This is a genomic window from Stagnihabitans tardus (assembly GCF_009925085.1).
Taxonomy (GTDB): Bacteria; Pseudomonadota; Alphaproteobacteria; order Rhodobacterales; family Rhodobacteraceae; genus Stagnihabitans; species Stagnihabitans tardus.
On record NZ_JAABNR010000004.1, the window covers coordinates 219528 to 236777 of the forward strand.

The window sequence follows — 17250 nt, forward strand, 5'->3', positions numbered from 1 at the left end:
TCGCCTCTGTCCCCAAGGGGGGCCAACCGGCTCGGGATGGGGTGGGTCCGGGAGGGGGCTTGCCCCCTCCCGGTCTGGGGAGGGTGCGGGAGGGGCGGAACGCCCCTCCCGCCTGGCCCGGAAAGACCATCCGTCAGGCCTGCCACAGATGCGGCTTGCGGGGTCTAGCCCTTGACCGCCGTCAGGACCTCGGCCGCATGGCCCTTGACCTTCTCGACCCGCCAGGTCTTTTCCAGCACCCCATCCGCGCCGATCAGGAAGGTCGAGCGCAGAACCCCCACGACCTCCTTGCCGAAGAAGATCTTGGCGCCGTAAGAGCCCCAGTCTTCCATCACATGGCCCTCCTTGTCGGAGAGAAGCGCCATGCCAAGCCCCTGCTTGGCCGCGAATTTGCGGTGCTTTTCCACCCCGTCCTTGGACAGGCCCAGGACCGTCACCCCCGCCGCCTGGAACTCGGGCAAGAGCGCCTGGAACTCCATGATCTCGTTGGTGCAAGAGGGCGTGCCATCGGCGCCATAGGTAAACAGCACCACCCGGCTGCCCCGCAGGGCGGAAAGCGTGACCGCGCTGCCATCCTCACGCATCAGGGTGAAATCGGGGGCCATCTGCCCGATCGGAGGGTGATCTGCGGGTTTCACATCGGCCATGGGCGGCTCCTTGCCTTGTTTTCTGCGGGATTGCCCCCGCTTCCTTGGCGTTTTAGTTGCCTTGCGGCAAAGATAAAGGCATGGCCGGGACAAGGGGCGGAAAAAACCCCAACCCGGGGCGCGGGCAGAGCGAAACGAACAAGTCAGGCGGCAGGTCAGGCGGAATGACGGCAACAGGCAAGACGCAGACGGCTGGCCAGACTGCTGGCCCGTCCGGCGGAGCGAGCCCGGCGGGCGAAGCGCCGCTGGTGCTGGAGCCTGCTGCGCGCGTCAGCCCCGGTCGAGACCTGTCCCGGGCCGAAGTCCCCGACACAGCGCCCCCCGACACAGCGCAGCCCGACACAGCGCTCCCCGATGCCGCGCTCCCCGACCGCCGCAAGGCTGACCTCGGCCCCCCCGGCGGGCGCGAAAGGCGTCGGCGTCGGCGCTCTTCGGGCCTTGGCGGGCGGCTGGTCTTTCTCTTCCTCGTCGCGGCGCTTGGCCTTGGGCTTCTGGCGCTGAACGGGCGGACCATCCCCCTGCCGGTCTGGGCCGTGGCCGAGATCGAATCCCGCCTGAATGACGCCATCGACCGCGTCTTGCCGCAGCATGCCGCCTCGGTCGGCGGCATCACCCTGACCGTGGGCAGCGACTGGACGCCAACGCTGGATATCGAGGACCTGCGGCTGCTTCAGCCCTCGGGCCAGACGCTCCTGACCCTGCCCGAGAGCCATCTGCAACTGGACCCCGGCAGCCTCTTGCACGGCGCCATCCAGCCGCAAAGCCTGCGGATCGTGGGGGCGCGGCTGGCGGTGCGGCGCGATGCGGATGGGCGCTTCGACCTTGACCTCGGCAGCGCCGGTTCCGCCCCCGCCCCCCGTCTGGAAAGCCCGGCCCAGGCCTTTGCGCTTCTGGAGGCCGCCTTTGCCCAACCCGCCTTCGCCCATCTGACCCGCATCGATGTCGAGGCCCTGAGCCTGACCCTCACCGACCGCGCCACGAACCGCACCTGGGAGGTGGGCGACGGGCGGCTTTCCATCGACAACCGGCCCGAGGAACTGGCGGCCCAGCTCGCCATGACCCTGGTGGCCGGTGGCGAGACCCCGGCCCAGGCCGTGCTGACGGCGGTGCTGGGCAAGGGCAAGGCCGAGGCGCGGCTTTCCGCCGAGGTCACCCAGGTCTCGGCCCCGGACCTCGCCTCGGGGGCTCCGGCCCTGGCCTGGCTTGGGGTGCTGGACGCGCCGATCTCGGGGCGGCTGGCGGCCACGATCGGGACCGAGGGCGTCTCGGCGCTGGAAGGGCGGCTCGAGATCGGGGCGGGTGCCTTGCAGCCCACGCCCGGCACCACGCCCATCGCCTTCGACCGGGCGAGCCTGGGGCTGGGCTTCGACCCGCAGGCCGGGCGGCTCCTCTTGACGGACCTGTCCTTGCAAAGCCAGACCCTGCGGCTGAAGGCCAAGGGGCAGGCCTATATGGTCGACGCCCAGGGCCAGAGGGAGACGGGCCCCCTGTCGGCGCGCATTCCTGCGGCCTTCCTCGGGCAGTTGACGATTTCCGACCTTTCCGTCGATCCGGACGGGCTCTTTGCCGCGCCCGTGCAGTTCAGCGAGGGCGCCTTTGACGCCCGCCTGCGGCTTGATCCCTTCACGCTGGACATCGGCCAGTTCACCCTGGCCGAGGCGGGCGACACGCTGAGCCTGAAGGGCCGCATCTCGGCCTCGCCCAAGGGTTGGACGACGGCCATCGACCTGAACCTGAACCGCATCTCGCGCGACCGGCTTCTGGCGATCTGGCCCCTGCGGCTGGTGACCGGCACGCGCAACTGGGTGCGCGACAATATCCGCAATGCGCAGCTGAAGGACCTGACCGCCGCCCTACGCCTCGCGCCGGGGCAGGAGCCGCGCGCCGAACTGTCCTATTCCTTCGCCGATGCCGAGCTGCGCTTCATGCCCAAGATGCCCCAGGTCACGGGGGCGGATGGCTATTCGACGATCCAGGGGCGGCGCTATACGCTGGTGGTCTCCAAGGGTCAGATCCGGCCGCCCGAGGGCGGGCTTCTGGATGTCTCGGGCACCGTCTTTGCCGTGCCCGATATCACGCTGAAACCTGCCGTGGCCGAGATCGGGCTGCGCCTGCGCGGGCCCCTGACCGCGACGCTGTCGCTTCTGGACCAGCCGCCCCTGTCCTATATGCGCAAGGCGGGGCAGCCGGTGGACCTCGGGACGGGCAATGTCGACCTGACCGCCCGCATCTCCTTCCCGCTGATCGCCCGCGTCCTGCAAGAGCATGTGACCCTGGATGTGCGCGCCGTGGTGCGGGATTTCCTGTCCGACAAGCTGATCAAGGATCACCGCGTGACGGCCCCCGCGCTGGATGTGCATGTGACCTCGACCCAGCTCACCATCGCGGGCAAGGGCGCGGTGGGCCAGGTGCCCTTCGACATGACCCTGTCCCAGGTCATCCCCATCTCCCGCCTGACCCCGCGCCAGGCGTCGCTGCAAGCCAACCTCCCCCAGGGCGTCCTGATCTTCCCCGAGGCCATCCCCGCCCCGCCGACCCTGGTTGCGGGCACCGTCACGCTTTCTCCGGCCGCCGTCGAAGAGTTCCGCCTGGGGCTCCCCAAGACCGCCGTCCAGGGCGAGGGCCCGGCCGAGGTCGTCCTGACCCTGGCCAAGGGCCAGCCCGGCCGCATGGAGCTCACCTCGACGCTGGAGGGCCTGGTGCTGGCCATCCCCGAGCTTGGCTGGCGCAAGGGGGCAGGGACGGCGGGCACGCTCAAGGCCGAGGTCACGCTGGGCACCGTCCCCCGGGTGGACCGCCTCGCGCTGTCGGCCCCGGGCCTGTCGGCCGAGGGCACGGTCACCCTGCGTTCGGACGGGCTTTTGGACCTCGCACGGTTCTCCCGCGTCAAGATGGGCGGCTGGCTGGACGGCGGGCTTGATATCAAGGGCAACGGCTCCAAGCTGGTGGAATTCGCCGTGACCTCGGGCAGCATCGACATGCGGCGCTTCCCCGAGAACCGGGGCGGCGGCGGCTCGGGCGGCAACCGCATCCGCGCCGACCTGGCCTCGCTCCGGGTGACCGAGGGCATCCGCATCGCCCCCTTCAGCGGCGATTTCACCCTGAGGGGCGGCTTCAACGGCACTTTCCGCGGCCGCGTCAACGGCGAGGCGCCGATCACCGGCACCGTCGTGCCCACCCGCAACGGATCGGCCGTGCGGATCGAGGCCGATGACGCCGGCGCCGTCGCCCGCTCGGCCGGGCTCTTCGCCTCGGCCCAGGGCGGCAAGCTGACCCTGTCGCTTGTCCCCCTCGCGGGATCGGGCATCTATGACGGCACGGCGCGGATCGAGCGGGTTCGGGTCAAATACGGCTCCTTCATGGCCGATCTCCTCTCGGCCATCTCGGTCGTGGGGCTCCTGGACCAATTGAACGGCGACGGCATCGTCTTTGACCGCGCCGAGGCGGAATTCCTTCTGACCCCCTCGGTCATCGAGATCCGGCGCGGTTCGGCCATCGGCCTGTCGATGGGCGTCTCGCTGGAGGGGCGCTATGACACGGGCTCCACCCGGTTCGACATGCAGGGCGTCGTCTCGCCGCTTTACCTGTTGAACGGCATCGGCGCGATCCTGACCCGCAAGGGCGAAGGGCTCTTCGGTTTTGCCTATAAACTGCGCGGCACGGCGGCGGTGCCCGATGTCAGCGTCAACCCGCTGTCGATCCTGACGCCGGGCATGTTCCGCGAATTGTTCCGCGCCCCGGCCCCCAACCTAGGAAATGGCGGATGAACCTGTCCGATTTCGACTTCGACCTGCCCGAGCACCTGATTGCGACCCGCCCCATGGTGCCCCGTTCGGCCGCCAAGCTTCTGGTGGTCGAGGGCGACAGGATGCAGGACAGGACGGTGGCCGACCTGCTGGAGGTGTTTCAGCCCGGCGACCGGCTGATCCTGAACAACACCAAGGTCATCCCGGCGCGTCTGACGGGCACCCGCCAGCGCGGCGAGGCCGTGGCGAAGGTCGAAATCACCCTCTTGGAGCCCCGTGCCACGGGCTGGCGGGCGCTGGCCAAGCCGCTGCGCAAGGTGAATGTCGGAGAGGTCATCCGGTTTTCGGATGCCCTTTCGGCCACGGTGGCGGAAAAGTCCGAGACCGACCTGACCCTCTCTTTCAACCTCACGGGCGATGATTTCGACGCGGCCCTGGCTGAGGCGGGCCAGATGCCCCTGCCGCCCTATATCGCCGCCAAAAGGGCGCCCGATGCCCAGGACATGACCGACTACCAGACGATCTTCGCCCGCCATTCCGGCGCCGTGGCGGCCCCCACGGCCTCCCTTCATTTCGAACCCTGGCTGCTGGAGGCGCTGGCGAAAAAGGGCGTGCAGTTCACCGAGGTCACGCTGCATGTCGGCGCGGGCACTTTCCTGCCCGTGAAGGTCGAGGATGTGACGACCCACAAGATGCATGCCGAATGGGGCGAAGTGACGCCCGAGGCGGCGGCCGAGATCAACGCGACGCGCGCTTCGGGCCACCGCGTGATCCCCGTGGGCACCACGGCGCTGCGGCTGATCGAAACGGCGGCGGCCTCGGGCCAGGTCGAGCCCTGGCGGGGTCCCACCGACATCTTCATCTACCCGGGCTACCGGTTCCGGGTGACCGATGCGCTGATGACCAACTTTCACCTGCCGAAATCGACGCTCCTGATGCTGGTCTCGGCCCTCATGGGCAAAGACCGCATGGACCGCGTCTATGCCCATGCCCTGGCCAAGGGTTACCGATTCTTTTCCTACGGGGATAGTTCCTTGCTTATTCCATTCACTCCCGGTGAACAGAGTTTACAAACTGCCTAAAATTGTTGCAGTTTTCCGTTTTTTGGACTGCCTTCGTTAACCAAGCCCCTGTATGGTCTGCCCATCTTTCAGGGAGGACGAGATGCAGGAAGTTGAGCCCAGTTTCCGGGAAAGCGTGGATCTGATGTTCGATCGGGCGATGGCCCATCTCGACCTCTCTCCGGGCTTGGCGGCAAAGATCAAAGTCTGCAACTCCACCTACACGGTGCGTTTCGGCGTCCGGCTGCGGGGGGAGATCAAGACCTTCACCGGCTACCGCTCCGTCCATTCCGAGCATATGGAGCCGGTCAAGGGCGGCATCCGTTACGCGCTGTCTGTCCACCAGGACGAGGTCGAGGCCCTGGCCGCGCTGATGACCTATAAATGCGCGCTGGTCGAAACGCCCTTCGGCGGGTCGAAAGGCGGGCTCTGCATCGACCCGAGGGAGTGGGACGAGCATGAGCTGGAACAGATCACCCGCCGCTTCGCTTACGAGCTGATCAAGCGCGACCTGATCCACCCGGCCCAGAACGTCCCCGCGCCCGACATGGGCACGGGCGAGCGCGAGATGGCCTGGATCGCCGACCAATACGCAAGGATGAACACGACCGACATCAACGCCAAGGCCTGCGTGACCGGCAAGCCGCCCCATGCGGGCGGTATTCAAGGCCGGGTCGAGGCCACGGGCCGCGGCGTGCAATATGCCCTGCGGGAGTTCTTCCGCTACCCCGAGGATGTGGCCAAGGCGCATCTGTCGGGCGGGCTCGAGGGCAAGAAGGTCGTCGTCCAGGGCCTGGGCAACGTCGGCTATCACGCGGCCAAGTTCCTCAGCCTGGAAGACGGCTGCAAGGTCATCGCCGTGGCCGAACGCGACGGCGCCGTGGTGAATGACGCGGGCGTCGATATCGAGGCGCTGAAGGCGCATCTGAACGCCACAAAGGGCTCGGTGCAGGGCTTTGCCGGGGGCCGCATCATCGATAGCGCCGCCGCGCTGGAGCTGGCTTGCGACATCCTGATCCCCGCCGCGATGGAGGGCGTGATCCACAAGGGCAACGCCGCCCGCATCCAGGCCCCGCTGATCCTCGAGGCCGCCAATGGCCCCATCACCTTCGGCGCCGACGAGATCCTGCGCGAAAAGGGCGTCGTCATCATCCCCGACCTCTATGCCAATGCCGGGGGCGTGACGGTCAGCTATTTCGAATGGGTCAAGAACCTCAGCCACATCCGCTTCGGCCGCATGCAGCGCCGCGCGGAGGAGGCGCGGAGCCGCATCCTGGTCGAAGAGCTCGAACGGCTGAGCTCGGACCAGGGCCTCGGCTGGTCGCTGGCCGAAGACTTCAAGGAGCGCTTCCTGCAAGGCTCGGACGAGCTCGCCCTGGTGCGTTCGGGTCTGGATGACACGATGCGCGGCGCCTACCAGGCCATGCGCCGCGAATGGTATGCGCGCCCCGGCATCGACCTGCGGGTGGCGGCCTATATCGTCTCGATCAGCCGCGTGGCGCAGACCTACCGCAGCAAGGGGCTCTGACCCGCGAATCCTTTTGGGCCGAATCTCCTCTTGGGTTACCCTTTCGCAAAAGGGAGGGCCAAGATGGGCAAGGAAGAGGATCTGAAGAAGCGCCAGGAAGCCTTGGTCAAGATGGCCAAGGCGATCTCCAGCCTGACCAAGGTGCCGCTGCCCCAGGTGGCGGCGGTCCTGCAGAAATATCCGCCCGAGGGCGCATCGGGTCAGAAATGCCTTGAAGAATGCAAGAAGCTGGCGGCGATCCAGATGGAAAAGCTGCTCAAGGCCGAATTGCACCTGTGACCTGCTGACAGGTTCTGTCAGCAGGGTCCTGCCACTCTCCCCCAAAAGGAGAGACCCATGACCCTGCTGTTCCCCTCCCCCGTCGCCGCCCCCCGCCACTGGATCGCGGTGGCCTCGGCCGACCATGTCGCGCGCGGCCTTGCGGGCGGCTTCGCCCAGGCCTGCCACGGCAAGCGCGGCCCCCTCGCCCGCGCCAGGCCCGGCGACAGGGTGATCTACTATGCGCCCACCGAGACCTTCGGGCAGCGCGACAAGCTCCAGGCCTTTGTCGCCTATGGCCATTTCACCTCAGAGGTCTACCAGGCCCAGATGGGCGACTTCCGCCCCCATCGCCGCGATGTCACCTGGGCCGAGGCCCACCGCGCCGCCATCGCCCCCCTTCTTCCTCACCTCAGCTTCACCGCCGGCAAGGCCAACTGGGGCGCCCCCTTCCGCTGGGGCTTCTTCGAAATCCCCGCTCACGACAGCGCGATCATCGCCCGGGCCATGGGCGTCCTGTCCCATCCGCGACATGACCTGTCGCAAGCTTGGCAGGAAACCGAAGCCAAAGCTTGAATAAGGGGCCAAAGGCTGCATCATGTGCAGAAAACGAGGTCCGACATGCGTTATTCCGGCTGGAAGGTCATCACCGAAGGGCTGAGGGGCAACCTCGGCTGGACCCGCGCCTGGCGCGACCCGGCGCCCAAGGCGGAATATGACGCCATCATCATCGGCGGCGGCGGCCATGGGCTGGCCACGGCCTATTACCTGGCGAAAAACCACGGGATGACCAATATCGCCGTCCTGGAGAAGGGTTACCTCGGCGGCGGCAATGTCGGGCGCAACACGACGATCGTGCGGGCCAATTACTTCCTGCCGGGCAACAGCGAGTTCTATTCCCATTCGCTGAAGCTCTGGGAAGGCCTCGAGCCCGAGCTGAACTACAACGTCATGCATTCGCAGCGCGGCCATATCATCCTCTTCCACTCGGACGGGCAAAGGGACGCCGCCGCCCGGCGGGGCAATGCCATCGTGAACCAGGGCGACGACGCCGAGCTCCTCTCGGTCTCCCAGTTGAAAGAGATGCTGCCCTATCTCGACTACAACCAGACCCGCTTCCCGATCTATGGCGGCCTGATCCAGCGCCGCGCCGGCACGGCGCGCCATGACGCCGTCGCCTGGGGCTTCGCCCGCGCCGCCGATCAGCGCGGCGTCGACCTGATCCAGAACTGCGAGGTCACCGGGATCGACATCGAAAACGGCCGCGTCACCGGCGTGCAAACCACCCGTGGCCCGATCCGCGCGAAGAAGGTTGGTATGGCGGTCGCAGGCCGCTCTTCCCAGGTCGCGGCCAAGGCGGGGATGCGCCTGCCCATCGAGAGCCATATCCTGCAAGCCTTCGTCACCGAGGGCCTGAAGCCCGTCATCGACCATGTGGTCAGCTATGGCATGGGGCACTTCTACATCAGCCAGTCCGACAAGGGCGGCCTGGTCTTCGGCGGCGACATCGACATGTATGCCTCCTATGCCGCGCGCGGCAACCTGCCCATGGTCGAGCATGTCATGGAGGCGGGGATGACCCTCATGCCGATGCTCGCCCGAGCCAAGGTCCTGCGCTCTTGGGGCGGCATAATGGACATGACCCCCGACGGCTCCCCCATCATCGACAAGACCCATATCGAGGGGCTTTTCGTCGATGCCGGCTGGAACTACGGCGGCTTCAAGGCCACCCCCGCCTCGGGCTGGTGCTTTGCCCACCTGATGGCCACCGGACAATCCCACGACGTCGCCCGCCGCTTCCGCCTGGACCGCTTCCGCACCGGCCATGTGATCGACGAAGAAGGCACCGGCAGCCAGCACAATTTGCACTGAAGGGAGACCCGGATGCGTCCCCCTTTCCATACCGTCGCAGCCTCCGGCGGGGATATTTATGAAAAGATGAACCTGGGCCGCGTGCCTGATTTCATCTTTTCGAAAATATCCCGGGGTGAGGCGAAGCCGAGGGGCAGAGCCCCTTTCTTTTCGGAGGCCGAACCATGCGCCTGACTTGTCCCCTCTGCGGTGACCGCGACCGCCGCGAGTTCTATTACTCCGGCTCCGAGGATACCCTGACCCGCCCCGCCCCCGATGCGGGCGATGCGGCTTGGGACGACATGCTTTACCTGCGCACCAACCCGGCCGGGGTGACGAAGGATCTTTGGTATCACGAGTCAGGCTGCGGCTCTTGGCTCGTCGTCACCCGCAACACGGTGACCCATGAGATCCTCGCCACCGAACGGGTGGCCGACCGGAAAGGAGCCCCGAAATGAGGCTCGCTGGCAAAGGTCTGATCGACCGCAGCAAACCGCTGAACTTCACCTTCGATGGCCGCAAGTTCAGCGGCTTCCAGGGCGACACTTTGGCCTCGGCGCTTCTGGCCAATGGGGTCAAGCTGGTGGGGCGATCCTTCAAGTACCACCGCCCGCGCGGCATCCTGACGGCGGGGCCGGAGGAGCCCAATGCCCTGGTCGAGGTCCTGGACCCCGGCAGCGCTTTGCAGACCCCGAACACCCGCGCCACGGTGCAAGAGCTGTATGACGGCCTCGCCGCCAAGTCGCAGAACCGGCTGGGCAGCCTGCGTTTCGACCTTTTGTCGGTGAACGACTACCTCTCGCCCTTCCTGAGCGCCGGTTTCTACTACAAGACCTTCATGTGGCCGCGCCCCTTCTGGGAGGCGATCTACGAACCCATCATCCGCCGCGCCGCAGGTCTTGGCACGCTCAAGCGCCTGCATGAGACGGCGGATTACGAAAAGGCCTTTGCCTTCTGTGACCTCTTGGTGATCGGCTCGGGGCCTGCCGGGCTCATGGCGGCCCTGACCGCCGCCAGGTCGGGCGCCGATGTGATCCTGACCGAGCAGGATACGGCCCCGGGCGGGCGTCTTTTGTCGCAGGACGGGCAGGTGGACGGCGCCTGGGTCAAGGCGACCTTGGCGGAACTCGCCTCCCTGAATGTGCGGATCATGACCCGCACCACGGTCATCGGCGCCTATGACCAGGGCACCTATGGCGCGGTGGAGCGTGTGGGCCTGCACCTTGCCCCGCAAAGGCACCTGCCGCGCGAGTGCTTCTGGCGGATCGTGGCCAAGCAGACCGTCATGGCAACCGGCGCCTTGGAGCGTCCGGTGGCCTTCGCCAACAACGACCGGCCGGGCATCATGCTGGCCTCGGCCGGGCAGAGCTACCTGCACCGCCATGGCGTCTCGCCGGGCGCGAAGGTCACGCTTTTCGCCACCAATGACCACGCCCGCACCGTCGCCCGCCAGCTGAAGGCCGAGGGCGTGAACATCGTGGCGCTTCTGGACAGCCGCCCCGATGCCTCGACGCTGGAGGACTTCCCCGTCCACCTGAATGCAAAGATCACCGATACGGCGGGCCGCCACGCGCTGAAGGCAATCTCCGGCACCCATCACGGCGGCGATTTCCAGCTGGACACCGATTGCCTCCTGGTCTCGGGCGGCTGGAACCCGACCCTGGCGCTCGCCTGCCATCAGAACGCCAGGCCCACCTGGCGCGAGGATATCGCGGCCTTCGTGCCGCGTCCCGGCATGGTCCCGGGGCTCCATGCGGCGGGGGCGGCCAATGGCACCTTCTCGACCCATGGCGCGCTCTCCGAAGGCCGCGCCGCCGCCGAGGCCGCGCTCTCTGCCCTCAGCCTGACGCCCAAGAGCCCCGACCTCCCCCAGGCCGAGGATGCGCCCATCCGGATCACCCCCCTCTGGCAGATCAAGGGCAAGGGCCGCGCCTGGCTCGACTTCGCCAATGACGTGACTACCAAGGATGTGAAGCTCTCGGCGCAGGAGGGCTATACCTCCGTCGAGCATATGAAGCGCTACACGACCCAGGGCATGGCGCCCGACCAGGGCAAGAATTCCAACGTCGGCGCCCTGGCCGTTCTGGCCGATGCCACCGGCCGTTCCATCCCCGAGACCGGGACCACCACCTTCCGCGCCCCCTTCGCCCCGGTCTCGATCGGCGCCCTCGGTGCGGGCGGGCAGGGCAGGGGTTTTGCGCCGCAACGCTTCCTGACCTCGGACCAGGCCTCCCGCGACCGCGGCGCGCCGATGATAGAGGCGGGGCTCTGGTATCGGCCCTCGTATTTCCCCAAGCCCGGCGAAACCGACTGGCGGACCTCCTGCAACCGCGAGGTGCTGATGGTCCGCTCCTCGGTCGGCGTGGCCGATGTCTCGACGCTCGGCAAGATCGACATCCAGGGCAAGGATGCGGGGCGCTTCCTCGACCTCGTCTATACCAACACCTTCTCGACCCTGCCGGTCGGAAAGGTCCGCTATGGCTTGATGCTGCGCGAAGACGGTTTCGTCATGGACGACGGCACGACCGCGCGGCTGGGAGAGCACCACTTCCTGATGACCACGACCACCGCCGCCGCGGGCCAGGTCATGCGCCACCTCGACTTCGTCCACCAGGCCTATTGCGCCGATTGGGACGTCCGCTTCATCTCGGTCACTGAATCCTGGGCGCAATTCGCCGTGGCGGGGCCCATGGCCAAGATGCTCCTGAACGCGCTTCTCGATGAAAAGCTTGGCGATTTCCCCTTCATGTCCTGTGGCGAAGTCGCCATCGAGGGCGTCAAGGCCCGGCTCTTCCGCATCTCCTTCTCCGGCGAAGAGGGCTACGAGATCGCCGTGCCGACGCCCTATGGCGAGGCGCTCTTCCGCGACCTGACCGCCAAGGCCGAAACGCTCGGCGGGGGGCTTTACGGGATGGAGGCCTTGAACGTCCTGCGAATCGAGAAGGGCTTCATCACCCATGCCGAGATCCATGGCCGCGTCACGGCCTATGACATCGGCATGGAAAAGATGGTGGGCAAGAAGGACTGCATCGGCAAGGCCCAGGCCGCGCGCCCCGGTCTGATCGGGCCAGAGCGCGAGCAACTCGTGGGCCTGCGCCCCCTGGTGCAGACCGAGATCGCCTCGGGCGCCCATCTCTTCACCCCCGGGGACCGCGTCGAGCGCATCAACGACCAGGGCTATGTCACCTCGGTCTGCTGGTCGCCCACCTTGGGCTCCTGGCTGGGCCTGGCCTTCCTGAAGAACGGCCGCGCGCGGCACGGTCAACAGATCCGCCTCGTCGATCACATGCGCAAGCTGGACGTGCTTTGCGAGGTCACCGACCCGGTCTTCCTCGATCCGAAAGGGGAGAAACTCCGTGCCTGAGCTCTTCGCCAAATCCGCCCTGCATGGGCAAAAGCCGCTGACAAGGGCGGGGGTGACCCTCTCGGAAGAGGTCCTTGGCCCCATCACCTCGGTCGCCTGTTTCCCCGGCAAACGCGCCCTGGTGGCGGCCCAGCTGGGCGGCTTCCCGGCGCCGAACCGCCGTGAGGGCAACCTCCTCTGGACCGGGCCGGAGCAGGCTTTCCTGCTGGGCCAAGCCCCCGACCTGTCGGGCCTGGCCGCCACGACCGACCAGAGCGGCGGCTGGGCCGCCCTGCGCCTGAACGGCGAGACGAACAAGCTCCTCGCCCGTCTCTTCCCCATCGACCCGCGCAGCCTCACCGAAGGCACCTGCCTGCGCACGCCCCTGTTCCATATGAGCGCCGTCCTGACCCGCGATGACAAAGGCGTCCTGATCCTCGTCTTCCGGTCGATGGCGCGCACCGCCTGGGATGAGATCGCCCATGCCATGGAGATGCTGCAAGCCCGCGAGGCCATCGCCGGTTGAACCCCCGGGGGACGCTGTCCCCCGGACCCCCTGGAGATATTTGAGCCAAGTTGAAAGCCAAGGCGGTTGCTTTCAATTTGGCCCAAATACTCCCTTCCTGCGTGTCGCTCGGGCTCTTGGACCGGCGGGGTTGCGCCGCCCCGCCCCGGCGCCCGCTTCCCCTTTCACACTGGCCCAAATATCCCGGGGGGCTTGGGGGGCTGGCCCCCCATTCCACCGCTGGACATGGCGGCCGCGCCCCCCGATACTGCGCCCATGTCATTGCCCCCCGGATTCCTCGATGAACTGCGCACCCGCGTGACGCTTTCGGCCGTGGTTGGCCGCAAGGTCACCTGGGACATGCGCAAGTCGAACCAGGGGCGCGGCGATTTCTGGGCGCCTTGCCCCTTCCACCAGGAAAAATCCGCCTCTTTCCATGTCGATGACCGCAAGGGCTTCTATTACTGCTTCGGCTGCCATGCGAAGGGCGATGCGCTGACCTTCGTGAAGGAAAGCGAGAACCTGTCCTTCATGGAGGCCGTCGAGACCCTGGCGCGCGAGGCGGGCATGCCGATGCCCGCCCGCGACCCGGTCCAGGCGCAGAAGGCCGACCGCCGCACGCAGCTCTCCGAGGTCATGGAAGAGGCGGTGAAGTGGTTCCGCCTGCAGCTGAAGACCTCCGCCGCCTCGGACGCGCGGGCCTATCTCGCCAAGCGCGGCCTCTCTCCCGAGGCGCAGGACCGCTGGCATATCGGCTTCGCGCCCGATCAGTGGGAGGCGCTGCATGGCGCCCTGACCGCCAAGGGCATCTCGAGTGACCTGGTGATCGAGGCGGGGCTCGCCATCCGCCCCGAAGAGGGCAAGGCGCGCAAGACCCCCTATGACCGCTTCCGCAACCGGATCATCTTTCCCATACGCGATGGCCGGGGCAGGGCGATCTCCTTGGGCGGGCGGGCGATGGACCCGAACGACCGGGCGAAATACCTGAACGGGCCCGAGACGCCTTTGTTCGACAAGGGGCGCAACCTCTACAACCTTGCCCCCGCGCGGGAGGCGGTGGGCAAGGGGCAGCCCCTGGTCGTCTCCGAAGGCTATATGGATGTCATTGCCCTGTCCGAGGCGGGGTTTGGCGGGGCCGTGGCGCCCTTGGGGACGGCCATCACCGAGGAACAGCTGCGCCTGATGTGGCGCATCTCCGACGAGCCGATCATCGCCCTGGACGGCGACAAGGCAGGCATAAGGGCCGCTTTGCGCCTGATCGACCTCGCCCTGCCGCTCCTCGAGGCCGGCAAGGGCCTGCGCTTTGCCATCATGCCGGGCGGCCAGGACCCGGACGAGCTGATCAAGGCCCATGGCGCCCCCGCCATGAAGGCGGTCCTGGACCAGGCCCAGCCCATGGTCTCGCTCCTCTGGAACCGCGAGATCGAGGGCCGCGATTTCGACAGCCCCGAGCGCAAGGCCGCCCTGGACAAGACCCTGCGGGCCTTGATGAACCGCATCGCCGACCCCTCGATCCGGGCGCATTACACGGAAGAAATCCGCCGCCTCCGCGCCGAGCTCTTCGGCCCCAAGGCCCGGCCCTTCCAGCCCAAGGGGCCCCGCGGCACCCCGTGGAAGCGCCTCCCCGACCCGGTGCCGCTCGCCGCCACCCGGGCATCCTTGCTGGCCGGCGCCACCGACCGCGACACCGAGGAACTGCGCGAGGCGGTGATCCTGGCCGTCCTGGCCACCCATCCCCGCCTGGTGGACCGCTTCGAATCCGACCTCGAACGCATGGACCTCTCGAACCCCGCCCATGAGATCATCCGCGACGCGCTGCTCCTGCGCCAGTCGCCGCAGGGTCCGGCCCTTGACGCCGTGCTGAGCCGTCCCCATGTCCTGATCGCGCCCCCGGTCCGCAACAGGGAGGACACCGAACTTGCCACCCTTTGCCTCGCCGAGGAATTCGCCAAGCTTTCGGCCCGTCGCGGCGCGCGCCGCGAGATCGAAGAGGCGATGGAGGACATGGAGCGCCTTCCCGACGAGGGGCTCACCTGGCGCCTGACCCAGGCCGCCCAGGCCCGCCACCGCGCCGAGAACCCGCACCGGAACGACACGGCCGACCTGGGCGAAGACCGGACGGCGATGTCGAACCACCTGCAAGCCCTGATCGACGGCAAGATCTGGGAAAAGAAGCGCTAAAACGACCCCTGCAACCCGGGTTTGATTCGCGATATGACAAGGAGTCGCTGGCATGATTCGCCAGTGATTCGACCACCCGATTCGCCCCACCTCGACGGAGCCCCCATGGCCATCAAAGACAACGACGACGTGAAGCCCGAAGGCGACGAGCCCGATGTCTCGCTCGACATGAGCCAGGCGGCGGTCAAACGCATGATCGCCGAGGCGAAAGAGCGTGGTTATGTCACCTACGACCAGCTGAACGCCGTCTTGCCGCCCGATCAGGCCTCGGGCGAACAGATCGAGGATGTCATGGCGATGCTCTCCGAAATGGGGATCAACGTCGTCGACAACGAAGAGGGCGAAGAGGTCGAGGTCGAGGGCGGGGAACTGGTCGAAACCTCCACCTCGCGCGAAGTGGCCGTGGTTTCGGGCACCTCCGAAACGCTGGATCGCACCGATGACCCGGTGCGCATGTATCTGCGCGAGATGGGCAGCGTGGAGCTTCTGTCGCGCGAGGGCGAGATCGCCATCGCCAAGCGGATCGAGGCCGGGCGCAACACGATGATCGCGGGGCTTTGCGAAAGCCCCCTGACCTTCCAGGCCATCATCATCTGGCGCGACGAACTTCTCTCCGAAGAGATTCTCCTCCGCGACGTCATCGACCTTGAGGCGACCTTTGGCCGCTCGCTCGAGGGCGAAGATGGCATCGTGGGCGAGGGGCTCGAGGGCATCGACCTGGACGCCGCCGCCCCGGCCGCGCCGCGCCGCAATGCCTCCGAGCCGGAGCTCGATGCCGATGGCAACCCGATCTTCCGCCCCTCCGAGGACGAGGAAGATGACGAGGACGGCACCGCCATGTCCTTGGCCGCGATGGAAGCGGCGCTGAAGCCCAAGGTGCTTGAGACGCTCGACCTGATCGCGCGCGACTATACCAAGCTTGCCGAAATGCAGCGCAAGCGGATGGAGGCGGCGATGACCGCCCAGGGCCGTTTCTCGGTCGCCGACGAAAGCGCCTATCAGAAACTCCGCAGCGAAATCGTGGTCCTGGTGAACGAACTTCACCTGCACAACAACCGCATCGAAGCGCTGATCGACCAGCTTTACGGCATCAACAAGCGCATCATGTCGATCAACTCCGGCATGGTGAAGCTGGCCGATGCGGCGCGGATCAACCGCCGCGAATTCATCGACGAATACCAGGGCTACGAGCTCGACCCCTCCTGGCTGGAGCGCATGGGCCAGAAGGCCGGTCGCGGCTGGCAGGTCCTGATCGAAAAGAGCCGCGCCGCCGTCGAGGATCTGCGCGGCGAGATGGCCGAAGTCGGCAAATATGTCGGCGTCGATATCTCTGAATTCCGCCGCATCGTGAACCAGGTGCAAAAGGGCGAGAAAGAGGCGCGCCAGGCCAAGAAGGAAATGGTCGAGGCCAACCTGCGCCTGGTGATCTCGATTGCCAAGAAATACACGAACCGTGGACTGCAATTCCTTGATCTCATTCAGGAAGGCAACATCGGCCTGATGAAGGCCGTGGACAAGTTCGAGTATCGCCGGGGCTATAAATTCTCGACCTATGCGACCTGGTGGATCCGCCAGGCCATCACGCGCTCCATCGCCGACCAGGCCCGGACGATCCGTATTCCCGTCCATATGATCGAGACGATCAACAAGCTGGTCCGCACCGGCCGCCAGATGCTCCACGAGATCGGCCGCGAGCCCACGCCCGAGGAACTGGCCGAAAAGCTCCAGATGCCGCTGGAGAAGGTCCGCAAGGTGATGAAGATCGCCAAGGAGCCGATTTCTTTGGAAACCCCCATCGGGGATGAAGAAGACAGCCAGCTCGGCGACTTCATCGAGGACAAGAACGCGATCCTGCCCTTGGATTCTGCCATTCAGGAGAACCTGAAGGAAACCACGACGCGGGTTTTGGCCTCGCTGACGCCGCGCGAAGAACGTGTCCTGCGGATGCGCTTCGGCATCGGGATGAACACGGATCACACGCTGGAAGAGGTCGGCCAGCAGTTCTCGGTGACGCGTGAGCGGATCCGGCAGATCGAGGCGAAAGCGCTCAGGAAGCTGAAGCATCCGAGCCGGTCGCGGAAGCTGCGGAGCTTCCTGGATCAGTGAGAATTGCAGGCGCCGTATAGGCGC

The 17250-nt window shown here is 66.7% G+C and carries 12 protein-coding genes; 11 read left to right on the top strand and 1 reads right to left on the bottom strand.

All coding sequences use genetic code 11. The features are described from left to right. Nucleotides 1-164: 164 nt before the first annotated feature. A complete protein-coding gene (locus GV832_RS05910) occupies nucleotides 165-647 on the bottom strand; it encodes a peroxiredoxin (RefSeq protein WP_168773905.1) in 483 nt (160 codons plus the stop codon). Between the two features lie 164 nt (nucleotides 648-811). Between GV832_RS05910 and GV832_RS05915 the strand changes: the two genes are divergently transcribed. From GV832_RS05915 to rpoD, 11 genes are all read left to right on the top strand, one after another. Continuing rightward, nucleotides 812-4414: a YhdP family protein gene (locus GV832_RS05915; protein WP_168773906.1), complete on the top strand. Its 3603-nt coding sequence runs from the start codon at nucleotides 812-814 to the stop codon at nucleotides 4412-4414. After that, nucleotides 4411-5475 (top strand): tRNA preQ1(34) S-adenosylmethionine ribosyltransferase-isomerase QueA, encoded by a 1065-nt coding sequence (gene queA / locus GV832_RS05920; RefSeq protein ID WP_168773907.1) that lies wholly within the window; start codon nucleotides 4411-4413, stop codon nucleotides 5473-5475. The genes GV832_RS05915 and queA overlap by 4 nt, the downstream gene beginning before the upstream one ends. A gap of 82 nt (nucleotides 5476-5557) precedes the next feature. Then, nucleotides 5558-6982 (top strand): Glu/Leu/Phe/Val family dehydrogenase, encoded by a 1425-nt coding sequence (locus tag GV832_RS05925; protein WP_168773908.1) that lies wholly within the window; start codon nucleotides 5558-5560, stop codon nucleotides 6980-6982. A 63-nt stretch (nucleotides 6983-7045) separates the two neighbouring features. Then, entirely contained in the window at nucleotides 7046-7261 is a 216-nt protein-coding gene (locus tag GV832_RS05930; protein ID WP_168773909.1) for a hypothetical protein, read from the top strand. A gap of 57 nt (nucleotides 7262-7318) precedes the next feature. Next, nucleotides 7319-7816, top strand: coding sequence for an EVE domain-containing protein (locus tag GV832_RS05935; protein ID WP_168773910.1), 498 nt, complete (start codon nucleotides 7319-7321; stop codon nucleotides 7814-7816). A 45-nt stretch (nucleotides 7817-7861) separates the two neighbouring features. Beyond that, the gene (locus GV832_RS05940; protein ID WP_168773911.1) at nucleotides 7862-9112 is read left to right on the top strand and encodes a sarcosine oxidase subunit beta family protein; all 1251 of its coding nucleotides are present in this window, start codon (nucleotides 7862-7864) and stop codon (nucleotides 9110-9112) included. 164 nt (nucleotides 9113-9276) lie between these two features. Further along, nucleotides 9277-9549, top strand: a complete 273-nt coding sequence (locus GV832_RS05945; RefSeq protein ID WP_168773912.1) for a sarcosine oxidase subunit delta — start codon at nucleotides 9277-9279, stop codon at nucleotides 9547-9549. Next, nucleotides 9546-12455 (top strand): sarcosine oxidase subunit alpha family protein, encoded by a 2910-nt coding sequence (locus GV832_RS05950; RefSeq protein WP_168773913.1) that lies wholly within the window; start codon nucleotides 9546-9548, stop codon nucleotides 12453-12455. The genes GV832_RS05945 and GV832_RS05950 overlap by 4 nt, the downstream gene beginning before the upstream one ends. Next, nucleotides 12448-12960 (top strand): sarcosine oxidase subunit gamma, encoded by a 513-nt coding sequence (locus tag GV832_RS05955; RefSeq protein ID WP_168773914.1) that lies wholly within the window; start codon nucleotides 12448-12450, stop codon nucleotides 12958-12960. The genes GV832_RS05950 and GV832_RS05955 overlap by 8 nt, the downstream gene beginning before the upstream one ends. Nucleotides 12961-13215: 255 nt before the next feature. After that, on the top strand, nucleotides 13216-15120 hold the full coding sequence (gene dnaG / locus GV832_RS05960) for a DNA primase (RefSeq protein WP_168773915.1): 1905 nt from the start codon (nucleotides 13216-13218) through the stop codon (nucleotides 15118-15120). A gap of 105 nt (nucleotides 15121-15225) precedes the next feature. Continuing rightward, nucleotides 15226-17226, top strand: a complete 2001-nt coding sequence (rpoD, locus tag GV832_RS05965) for an RNA polymerase sigma factor RpoD (protein WP_168773916.1) — start codon at nucleotides 15226-15228, stop codon at nucleotides 17224-17226. The last annotated feature ends 24 nt before the right edge of the window (nucleotides 17227-17250 follow it).